Below are 3,682 nucleotides of genomic sequence, written 5' to 3' on the forward strand. Positions count from 1 at the left end.
AACTTGACAGGGCCTAGTGCACTAATTAGACGGGTCTTTTTAGCGTAATATCGGACATATTAATATCTATCGTTTAAAAAACATGTTAAGATTCCAGTACCAAGGAGCGTAAACGCTTTCATTTTAGCTTGGTGTTAAGGGGAATACCATTGAACAGGTAGGATTGGGGCAGGCAAACATCGTTGGAGGGGAGTTCAACATGTTAGGAAAAAATAATCAGCAACAAAAGAGCCGGCGGGTGACAGAACGACAATCACGCTATAAAGAGTATAAGTCAGGAAAATTTTGGGTTACTGCAGGGACGACCATTTTATTTGGTGGGCTTCTCTTTTTTGCGGGTTCAACTAACTTAGTTAAGGCTGATACAGTAGGTAATGTTGATGTCGCGCAAACATCGGAATCTGTTGCAGATTCTGATGGGGAGCAGTTACAGCAAAAAGAGGTTGCTTTGGAAACACCGAAAGCAGCAGTCACCACTGAAACTGAAGCGGCTGATGCGGATGTCACGAATCCCGAACCAGCAGCTACCCCTAAAACTCAACCGGTTGAGGAAGATGTCACGAATTCTGAACCATCAGCCAAAGCGCCTTCAACCGCCGAACAGTCAAATGAAGCGGTTAAACAGGACTTAGGCAATGCAAGTGACGCTCAAGTTAATGAAGTAAAAGAAACTGCAAAGCAAGCATATGTTGATACTGGCACGAATCAAGTTATTACGAGGTCTGACGCAACAGCTGCAGTATCGCCAGACGATTTGACCAATGTTGTGGATGCGACGGCTTCGTTTAACGTGCCCAAAAATACAGATCTGCACTACACCTATGTTCATCGAGACCTAACCCAGGTTCAGGGAGCACATGCCTGGAAGGGTGCGGCTTATGCGGCAGCTATTGCTATGGATGCCAAAGGTGTCGATACGGCGGGACAGGCATACTATATTGATGAATGGATGCCAGACTATGCGTTTCAATACTTACTTTGGTATACCAATTTCAGAGCGCAATATAGTACGATTACTTTGTTTAGAGATAATTTTACGAAAAATAGTTTAGCAAATGTCACTAAAATTTATGTGACTGAAGGTTCACAATCAACCTCAGGCTCTGGCCTCCAATATTACATGGCTTTAATGTCCATGGCTAGTATGGAAGGATTGCAGTATGCGACCAATTTGAAAGAAATTTACATGGTTCCAAATTTATCAGTGAGCCAAACAATCTTTAAAGATGCATTTATGAATGGTAATTTATGGGACATTGGTGCTTTAAAGAATTTAAACAAATTAAGCTCAGTCATCATTAATTTCTTTGTTATTAATGACGTTACGGCGCTTGGTAATAAACCAAATCTGACCACGTTGAACCTTTCCTACAATCAAATTGCTGATTTATCAGCGCTACAAAGTGACACTAATCCTGCTTTGGATTTATCGAAGGGATTTATTCAGCAACATATTTTGCTTCAACCCATTACTTTAAGAACGGGAACGACAGCGTATGAAACACCATCTTTCATTATCAAGGATTTATTGGCAAATAATTTACCAATTACTGCCTTTGATAATAAAAATAACCTAGAGTATCCCAAACTCTATCCAAGCACATCTTCAGGTGGAAACGTTGATCCAATTACGTTATCGTGGTTTAACCTATTACCAGATAGCACAACAATGTACGGCAACTTTTCGACATTGTGGAAGGATCCCAACAGTGATTATAACGGTTGGATTATTCAGCCATATTTATTTAAAGAAAATGTCGGAAATGTCATTGTGGACTACGCCTACTTGAAGTCTGATATGTCGCAATTAAACTTATCGCCGACTTCAGTATTGGCGGGTGACGTGAATACTCAATTTGATTTAAATTCAAATACAAACGTGATGACCCAGTTCAGCAACATCATTGGTAAAGGATATAAGTACTCCTATATTATTCTAGATGGAACCGGCCTTTACTCGGACTATCTTGCAAATAATGGGCTGGCTAATAAAGTTAACACGACCGGAACGTATACGGATACTGCGCGGAACATGACACTTATCTTTGTTAAAGATTCCAAAATAAATGTGTCATTTGTTTACAATGATACAGATGGGACTCAAAAACCAATTTTAGATGGGTCAGGGAACCCGCTCACTGGAACGGCAACCGGAAATCCAACCACGCCATTTCCAGTAAGTAATGTCCTGTTAGAATTTCCTGAATATAAGTTTAATTCAATTCAGGTTTCTACCGATGGTGTTAATTGGACGACGCTAGATCCAGCAGCAAAGACGATTCCATTTGGTGACGAGAATCTGCAGGTAAAAGTCATATATGATGTGATTACCAAAACGGCCATTAATATCAAATATGTTGAAAAAGGGACCGACAAATTATTAGATTTTAAGTCTGATACCGGTAACGTGGGTGATCAATATACGGCGACGGCACCAGCTACGATTACCAAAAATGGGGTTATTTATAACTTAATTGATTCGGACTCAGCAACCATTACGTTGGTTAAGGACAATAATACAATTCAGTTTAATTACGAAATTAGTCAAGGAACGATAACCGAACATTTCATTGATGCTGATGGGAATGTGCTTCTGCCAGACGTTACTTTAACCGGTAATAGCGGTAGTGCCTACAAAGTTACGCCAGACCAAACCATCACTGTCGACGGAAAAACCTACACCTTCAAGACGGTCACGTCTAATTCAGCACCACTTGAAGTCCTGTACACGGGCGACCACCGCGATATTACCTTAGTTTATGTACTTGTTCCTGAGACACCGGGTGGCGGCGGTGAGGTAACACCTCCAGTTGTGACGCCACCAACGACGGAACCAGAACCGACTCCAGAACCAACACCGGAGCCAACTTCAGAGCCAACGCCTGATCCAGCAAATCCAGGCGAGGAGCAACCTGGTGAAACACCAGATGATCCGATTATTGACTCAACGGATGGCGCCAAACCAGTGACTAAAGACACCAATGCCACAGAAATTAATAACGCAAAAGCAGTAAAAGCAGTAAAAGCGACGAAAGTGCAACAAGCTTCAATTTTGCCTCAAACTGATGAAACGAATTCAACCGGAATCTTGGCCCTTGGACTAGCCATGTTCAGTGTGCTACTGGGGATGTTGGGTATTCGTCGAAAACATGAATAAGAATAGCTAATAAAGGCACCCCTCCAAAAAATGAAGGGGTGCCTTTTGCGGTGTGAGGAGCAGCTGTTTCAATCATGATTAAGGTCAATCAACTTTTGCAGATAATTTTGGTAATCTTGTTTGAACGGAGCGGGTCCCAGAATTCTCAAACCAGTGCCAAAACTCGTTAAGTACCGGTAGCCAAATTCGTGATATGGAATGGTAATTTGGGCGCGATAATGTTCGGTATCGTAGTCGTTTAGTGTACTTTGACCATAGCGTTCCACCAACTTATCCCGCAGCGACTTGTCGATGACAATGTCGATTGAAATGGTGGGAAACAGGCCACCACCCGAGTGTTCAAATGGCTGAGGTTTGTTTTCTCGAGGTGTGAAGTGACGTTCTAACAGCGTGGTCGAAATGATTCGCGCCAATTTTCATCAGTTACTCCTAAATTTTAATAGGTGACAGACAGCTGTCATCTTTCCAGTAGTATACTCCATCTTGTAAACAACTATAAAACAGCCTTGTGGTAATAAGTCAAGA

2 protein-coding genes are annotated in these 3,682 nt (G+C 41.8%); one reads left to right on the top strand and one right to left on the bottom strand.

Annotated features, from left to right (window positions below):
- Positions 1-199: 199 nt before the first annotated feature.
- Positions 200-3,157 carry a MucBP domain-containing protein gene (locus FD44_RS10555; RefSeq protein WP_010619099.1) on the top strand — a complete coding sequence of 986 codons (2,958 nt, stop codon included), beginning with the start codon at positions 200-202 and terminating at the stop codon, positions 3,155-3,157.
- A gap of 68 nt (positions 3,158-3,225) precedes the next feature.
- On the opposite strand, the gene FD44_RS09555 is transcribed toward FD44_RS10555, so the two are convergent.
- Positions 3,226-3,570 (bottom strand): WCX domain-containing protein, encoded by a 345-nt coding sequence (locus FD44_RS09555; protein ID WP_010619100.1) that lies wholly within the window; start codon positions 3,568-3,570, stop codon positions 3,226-3,228.
- Between the last annotated feature and the right edge of the window lie 112 nt (positions 3,571-3,682).

This window comes from Secundilactobacillus malefermentans DSM 5705 = KCTC 3548 (assembly GCF_001436395.1).
Classification (GTDB): Bacteria; Bacillota; Bacilli; order Lactobacillales; family Lactobacillaceae; genus Secundilactobacillus; species Secundilactobacillus malefermentans.